The organism is Finegoldia sp., assembly GCF_046991905.1.
Lineage (GTDB): Bacteria > Bacillota > Clostridia > Tissierellales > Peptoniphilaceae > Finegoldia.
On record NZ_JBKWZF010000022.1, the window covers coordinates 21,364 to 28,687 of the forward strand.

Genomic DNA, 7,324 nt, shown 5'->3' on the forward strand with positions numbered 1-7,324 from the left:
GGTGTCTCTCGGCTTACGCTCTTTGTGAGTATAATATCGACTTTTTCTCGCACTTTGCGAGTGTGTCTCAGAAAATTTGGCATAAGTATCCTGTATTTTTCCTCGCACTTTGCGAGTGTATTTCAGATGTTATTGCTGGCACACAAGATACATTTCTTTGCAATAGTAAGTGTTTTTCATAAGGTATTCACTAACGATGTATAGAGTCAATAATTTCTCGCAATAAGCGAGTGATAAATACAAAAAACAAGAAGAGCCATTATAAGCCCTTCTTGTTTTCTTCGTATAATACATTAAGTGGATTAGTATTAACTGCTTTTTTTAAGTTTTTATCGTAGACATGTGTATATATTTCAGTGGTTTTTGAACTAGCGTGTCCTAAAATTTGTTGAAGACTTCTTAAATCCACATTGCCATGTTGATACATAAGAGTTGCCGATGTATGTCTAAGTTTATGTGTAGAAAATAATTGATCATTAAGATTTGCTTTTCTTAAATATTTTTTAACTACATCTCCAATTCTTTCGCAGCTAATTCTAGAAAATTCCTTTTTGTTTTTTGTTATAAATAATGCTTTATTATCTTTAGCATCGTTTGGTCTAACTCTTAAATAATCGTTGATTGATTGTTTGGTTAAATCGTTTAGATAAATTGTTCTTTCTTTTGCACCTTTTCCCATAACGATTATATAATCTTCTTTAATATCATCCACATTTATTGACTGTAATTCCGATCGTCTTAATGCACAATTTAATAGCATTACAATCATGCATTTATTTCTTACACAAATCCATTTTGTTTTTGTCTTTTTATGCTCATCGATATCTTTATCTATAACATTAACTAGAGAGACAGCTTCTTCTAATGTTAGATATACGGGTAGGTTTTTTTCAGCCTTTGGAATTCTTATATTCTTTACGTTATTTTTTATATCGTAATGTTCTTCGAGATAAGAGTAGAATGATTTTAATTGTCTTATTTTAGTAATGACGGATGATTCTTTTAAATTTCTTTCGAGCTTTAATTCAGCTAAGAAATCATTGACGTGTCTTTTTTCAACCTGTTCATAAAACTTTTCATCAACGCTTAAATAATGTTCATCATATTTTCCTGTTATGATATCATAATATGGTTTACTGTAAAAAGTTAAAAACATCTTTTTAGTGAATATCGTAATAAGAGAAAAATAATCAATAATAGTATGCTTTGATAGGTTATACATAACATATAAATCTTTAATATAGTTTGAGATAAACGGTGGTACTTCCGATACTTCAACTTTTAAAGATTTAGCATTTGTGTTTAATATTTTTTCTAATAGACTATCTCTTTGTTTCATTTTCTATTTCCTTTCTAGAATACCCATAATTTCGTTGTATTCTTGTTCTGATATATTTATATTACTTAATTTGTTTTTGATCTCTTCTATATCATTCTTTTCTATAAATTTGATTGGCGTTAGAACAATTTCTCCATCAACAATCTTACAATCGAGGTTTGTTCCTTTTTCGATTTTCAATTCTTGCATAATTTCTTTTGGAATTGTTATTTGAGATTTGGATTTAATTTCTATAATCATATTTTCCTACTTTCTGATATTCATCTTTAACTATATTCTGACATAACTACAATCTTTTGTCAATATGCAGGGTGAGGCAGAAATAGGATGGTGGGGCAGCTATTTTTTATAAATTTTCTAAAATCCATAAAAAAGGCCTCATATAAGCTCTTATACGAGGGTTTTAATGTTTGAGGTATGTAATTATATGTTTAAAAGATAAAACTGCGTTATCGTGGCGTATAATGCGATATACTGTAATGTGGGCTTTTTTAGATACGTTTTTAACATTAATTTGTAAAATCAAAATGAGTCATTAAAATTATATATGAATTTCGCAAAAATTATTTTAATATTTTCAAATGATTGTGTTCGTGGGTATAACATAATTAAGGAGTGAGAGTTCTTTGAAAACAAAATATTTTTTTAGAATTTGTAGAGCATTATAAAATAACATGTTATAATTTTAAGGTGATTTTATGAAACTTAGAAACTTAAAAAGTAAATAAAAAAAAGCTAATTAATGGCTTTCTTCTATCGTATGTTGTATAAAACGTTATATTATTTCCATAATATAAACCTTTTTTATTTCTGTAAATACACTATTTACCCTATTTTTGTATCAAAATTCAAAGTAGTCTTTGCTTAATCCTAGCTCTGCTGCTCGATTACGCATTTTCTTTAATGTTGTTGTAATACATTTTTCTACAACACATTTTTCAACATCGAATTTTTCTGCAATTTGTGGTTTAGTATAGTTTGAAAAAAATAGCATAGTAATAACATATTCAGTTTTGTTTAATCCTTTACACAAAAGTTTAAGTATTTCATAATTCTCTGAATATACTTCACTAAGATTTGTATCATCTTTATATAAGCTTTGTATTTGTGAATCGTTATGAAACTCTAAGTACATATCTTTATCGGATATATCAGTTAATTCATTTAGGGATTTTACGCTAACATAATTACACTTATCAAATTTAAAGTCGGCTTCTTTGCCCTTTTCTTTCGCTTTTCTATAATCTTTTTGAATATTTTCATAAAGCGTTCTAGTGCCTGTAAAATGCCTTAAATGATGATCTCTGCAATAGTTTTTGATTTTACCTTGAATACAGCTAGAAGCGTATGTTGTGAATCGAATGTTTTTAGATGTATCAAATGTATCAAAACATCTATATACAGCTGTCAATCCTTCTGAAATAAGGTCATCTCTAATTTCTGAAAATTCAAAGTTTTGATAACTCTTTTTATGACAATACGAATTTACATAAGAATAAATAAGTGGTTTAAACTCTTTTAGAAATTCATTTGCCAACTTCATCTTTTTATTTCCATTAATACCAGGGCTTCTATAGGCTTTAAAAAAGTTTTCCTCATCCTCTTTTGAAATATTTTTTCTACTATCAATAGCAGGTGTGGGTGATGTTACTTTTCTGACAATCCCCTTAGTTTCTCCTTTTATAATTGTATATTTTATATTTTTCACACTTTTCCTCCTTAATAGTTATTCTATCAAGTTTTTTGTCGTTTGTGTTAAAATATACGTTATAACGATAGAAACTCTGTCATATATATAGTCTAAAGCTATTTTGTTAAAATGTATTTAATTTAAAACAATGCCTTATTTGTATAATATATGGTGTCAATTGTTGCAGTAAAAAACCGTAGAACAAAATCTACGGCTATTATAGTTATTTATTTTGAAATTCTTGAAATGCTTTATACTTTTCAACATCTTCTGGATGGCTTTCCTTGTACTCTTCTATCATAGAGTTAATTAAGCTTACCATCGTATCTTTTTTCCATATAGATAAAAAATCAATAAAGTTATAATCTTCCTCATATATTCTTATGCTTTTTGAGTTATCAGCTTTTCTCTCTAAAATGTTTGAATTTATAATATTCTTGTTGTTTTTGTTATTATCGTCTCTATAATCTCTACTTTTCATAAAAACCTCCTACATACTTACAGTTCTTGTCAATGCTTCATCTAAAACATCTTCATACATTTTCAATGTTCTCTTGTCGTATGGTAAATGGCTTGTTATCCCGTTATTAGACCACGACTTTACCCTATCTGATGCTTTTATCATGCTGCTAAAGCAATCAACATTAAATTCACTATTATATCTTTGTATATATGTTCTATCAGTTGATGAATCCCCTACTAAATAAGGAACTATGCCTAACAATTCGAAACCATCAAACACTTGATTAGATATTTGTGTTAAAAACATAAAATATCTATCTGTACTATCGAAGGCTAGTGGAACTGTTTGTGTTGCGATAATAACATAATCACTAGCTATAATTGCGTTTTGTGTTGATAGACCCGTTGTAGGTGATGTGTCAATAATTATATAATCATAATCATTTCTTACTTCATCTAATTTAGTCCTTAAAATAAATGGAATAGATTGCTCTTTATATGTTTTTCCCACATTATTTTCAAAGTTAGCCATATCCCAACTACCTACTAATATATCCAAAGTATCAGTTACAGGCTGGATATAATTTTTGATGCTTCCTGGTGAAAACATTGCTTCATAAATGTTTTTATTTTCATCGAAGTTTTTATTATATGTTATTTCCAAGAGTTTAGAAAGATTTGATTGCTGATCAGTATCTATAACTAATACTTTTTCTTTTCTTAGATCACTAAGTATATAAGTAAATACCGTACTAAGAGTAGTCTTTCCAACTCCACCTTTGTTGTTACCAATAGTTATAACCATAAACTCCTCCTTTTTATTACTTGTTACATGTGTTTTGTATTATAGTTACATTATATCATTGTGTTAATGTTATTACAACACTTTTCTATATGTATTTTTATTATTTGTGGGTTTGTGGTATATTCGTTATTATTTTATCTTTATAACCTATAATCCTTTGTTATTTTGTTTTCTTTTAAATGATTTACATTATTCTCTAATTATAATTATATCGGTACAGATTTATGTAAGTATGCCATTTTCACAATGTTACAATTTCTGTCATTAACTTTGTGAAGGCAATCATAATATCTTGCCAACGTGTATTAAAGAACAAGAAAGGAGAAAGACAAGATTGGGTTTATCCCCTACCCCGCGATATAGGTTCGTGAGGTGCTTGTTAAATTACTATGAGTAAAATTAAACCGCTTGATGAAAATGATTACAAATTAAAATCGGAAAAAGAAATTGCTAAAGAGCTTCGTAAGATTAGAATTACGCAGCTTAATTTAACACAAGAAAGCATCGCTAAGCTTTGTGGCATATCCAGAACAGCTTGGGGTCACTATGAAAAAGGTAGATGTCTTCCAGCTAGAGAAAGAATGGTGAAAATTGCTGCGTTAGCAAATAAAACAGTTCAAGAAATCTTTTATGATGTTCAAGAAGATTAAAAGAGTTGATAAGGTAGTTTAAAAATGTCAAAGAATTATAGAATCCGTATCCCATTAATAAAAGTGATTGACAAAATTTGTCCTAGATCAAGTCATTATATCGGCACTAATATTCACGATAGGTTATATTTCCAAAATAGGCAACTAATTTATTCAAACGTTCAAAATGGTGATAGCACCATGTTTGAGAAAGGTGGATATTCTTTTAAAAACGGCGATATAGAAATGCTTTCATTAGAAGAAATATTAGATATGCAAGCAGAGGTGTTAGATTGTGATTTAGATAAAGATTATGTAAAAATTAAGCAAGAATTTCTGTCATATATTGAGAAGATGTGTGAAAGGAAAAAGAAAAAGGATCAACAATTATTAGAAAACATATTAAATCAGCTTTAAGGAGGACTTTAATTGAGGTGGTCGTGTGAAGAAATGCAAGTGTGTAAAAAGGTGATTCATGATAATCCTAGAGAAAGACTCTCTAAGGTTGCAGAGGAAATATCGAACGAATTAAACAGAACTTATAGTTCCGTTAGATCTTTTCTTATATATAATCTTGAGATTATCGATTTTAGAAAAGAACATGAAATATTTACGAACAAAGAAAGGAGACAAATCATGGATGACAATTTATATGATGAAGATGAATCTGTAATAGATGATGAAGGTAATTTTAAAATTGATTATAAAAAATTTTTTGATAAGGTTAAACACGAAAATAAGGTAGCGGAGAAATTTATCGAAGGTGAAAAATACGCTATTTATGATGTGAACAAAACTAAAGAGAAGTTTAGATGTTACGCTATCTTAGTCGATAAAGATGATAGGTTTGCAAGATTTAAAATAAAATCTTTTAGTGAATGTTTTTTGTGGAATGATTATGGCGTAGGTTGGAAAGCTAAAGAGGAGTAAGACTTATGGATAAAAACAAAACATATTGTTGTAGCCTTTACGGAGATAAAGGAACGTATTTAAATGAGATGTTCGATAGTTTTGATAAGGCAAAAGCTGAAGGTCTAAGGGTTTTACGAGAGTTTAACGAAAACATAGATAACTCTGACTATATCCCCAATCAAGATATTTTTGCAGAAGAATTAGTGGAATTAATGGATTCATGTAATCGTTCTGAAATTATATCTTTTTCAACAATAAAGGAATTTTGGATAATTGAGTTCGAAAAACCTGAGATTCCACAAAACTGTGGAGAATGGATTGTTGAAACGATTGATGAAAATTATTGGGATAACATTTATTTTTTAAATGACAAATATAGTTTAGCAGAAAGTCTAGGTAACGAAAAAATAAAAGAGCTAAGCAATCTTATTTATAATTTTTTAGATAAAGAAACTGAAGATTACGAATATTCATTAATGTCAGAAAGTTATATCGTGGGCGTAGACTAGACTCTCGCCCATTGTTTTATACAATGACGATAATCTTAAAAAATACGTATTTAGTGGTAAAAGAATAAAAAGAGGATTGTATAAAACAAAAGATGGAAAACTATTAAATGCAGATGTAAATGGTGCGTTGAATATACTTAGTAAAAGTAAAGTTGTAGACTTAGAAGTCTTATACAATAGAGGCGATCTGGACACGCCTATAAGAATAAGGGTTGCATAACAATCAAACTTCTTAAATAGAATTTTTAAATTTTTTAGAACCCTGTGACTTCAGTCATGGGAGGTTCAGAGGAGAATATTATGGAAAATACAAGAACAGAAAAAGAAATTCAAGATATTAATATCGCTGTGTTTATCGATACGGTAGACAAAATTCTTGGGAAAGAATTAAACACAAAACAAGCAAAGAAGATTATTAGACAAATTAAAAGATTGGAAAGAAAAATAAGTACTCGTGAATCTGGAAAGGTGTTAATAACTAATAGTTTATGCGATATGCTGGGTTGGAAAGAAAATACAGAATATATTGTAGGCAACAGAAGATATAAGATCTCAGACAATATCTTGTATTATAAAGATCCCATGCTCAATGTTTGTGTTTGGCAAGAAAACAAAGGACAATTATCAAAATTTGATAAATTCTTCAATGCTAAAGAAATTAGTGAAAACTATCACCTATATAACGAAGAATTGGGCGATTACGGATATCTAAATGTCGTTGATTTTAAAAATGATGAAGAAAAGATTTTGTTTGATGGAAACAAAAAGATCTTTGGTATAAGAAATATATTTACAGAAGATGAATGTAATTATTTGAAAAACAAATATAAATCGGCTAATTTGTGTGAGAGGATAGATGTTTTGTAGTGTCTATTGTTCTCTCTGATTTCTAAAGAATTAGCCATTTTCTGGCACACAAATATATAGTTAAAGGGGTTGGTAAAGGTGAGATATTTTAACAATGAATTTAGATAATAA

The 7,324-nt window shown here is 28.6% G+C and carries 10 protein-coding genes; 5 read left to right on the plus strand and 5 right to left on the minus strand.

Going from position 1 to position 7,324, the window contains the following annotated elements:
* Window positions 1-259 precede the first annotated feature (259 nt).
* The 5 genes from ACLUJM_RS08895 to ACLUJM_RS08915 form a co-directional block, all read right to left on the minus strand.
* On the minus strand, window positions 260-1,339 hold the full coding sequence (locus tag ACLUJM_RS08895) for a tyrosine-type recombinase/integrase (protein ID WP_412412663.1): 1,080 nt from the start codon (window positions 1,337-1,339) through the stop codon (window positions 260-262).
* 3 nt (window positions 1,340-1,342) lie between these two features.
* Window positions 1,343-1,579, minus strand: coding sequence for an AbrB/MazE/SpoVT family DNA-binding domain-containing protein (locus tag ACLUJM_RS08900; RefSeq protein ID WP_412412664.1), 237 nt, complete (start codon window positions 1,577-1,579; stop codon window positions 1,343-1,345).
* A 601-nt stretch (window positions 1,580-2,180) separates the two neighbouring features.
* Window positions 2,181-3,047, minus strand: a complete 867-nt coding sequence (locus tag ACLUJM_RS08905) for a sigma-70 family RNA polymerase sigma factor (protein ID WP_412412665.1) — start codon at window positions 3,045-3,047, stop codon at window positions 2,181-2,183.
* Window positions 3,048-3,252: 205 nt separating this feature from the next.
* On the minus strand, window positions 3,253-3,510 hold the full coding sequence (locus ACLUJM_RS08910) for a hypothetical protein (protein ID WP_412412666.1): 258 nt from the start codon (window positions 3,508-3,510) through the stop codon (window positions 3,253-3,255).
* A gap of 9 nt (window positions 3,511-3,519) precedes the next feature.
* Window positions 3,520-4,296 carry a ParA family protein gene (locus tag ACLUJM_RS08915; protein ID WP_412412667.1) on the minus strand — a complete coding sequence of 259 codons (777 nt, stop codon included), beginning with the start codon at window positions 4,294-4,296 and terminating at the stop codon, window positions 3,520-3,522.
* A 389-nt stretch (window positions 4,297-4,685) separates the two neighbouring features.
* Between ACLUJM_RS08915 and ACLUJM_RS08920 the strand changes: the two genes are divergently transcribed.
* From ACLUJM_RS08920 to ACLUJM_RS08940, 5 genes are all read left to right on the plus strand, one after another.
* Window positions 4,686-4,946, plus strand: a complete 261-nt coding sequence (locus ACLUJM_RS08920) for a helix-turn-helix transcriptional regulator (protein WP_412412668.1) — start codon at window positions 4,686-4,688, stop codon at window positions 4,944-4,946.
* Between the two features lie 24 nt (window positions 4,947-4,970).
* Complete coding sequence (locus ACLUJM_RS08925; RefSeq protein ID WP_412412669.1) at window positions 4,971-5,342, plus strand: hypothetical protein; 372 nt, start codon at window positions 4,971-4,973, stop codon at window positions 5,340-5,342.
* Between the two features lie 12 nt (window positions 5,343-5,354).
* Complete coding sequence (locus tag ACLUJM_RS08930) at window positions 5,355-5,855, plus strand: hypothetical protein (protein ID WP_412412670.1); 501 nt, start codon at window positions 5,355-5,357, stop codon at window positions 5,853-5,855.
* 5 nt (window positions 5,856-5,860) lie between these two features.
* A complete protein-coding gene (locus tag ACLUJM_RS08935) occupies window positions 5,861-6,346 on the plus strand; it encodes a hypothetical protein (RefSeq protein ID WP_412412671.1) in 486 nt (161 codons plus the stop codon).
* 300 nt (window positions 6,347-6,646) lie between these two features.
* Window positions 6,647-7,213, plus strand: a complete 567-nt coding sequence (locus ACLUJM_RS08940; protein ID WP_412412672.1) for a hypothetical protein — start codon at window positions 6,647-6,649, stop codon at window positions 7,211-7,213.
* Window positions 7,214-7,324: the final 111 nt, after the last annotated feature.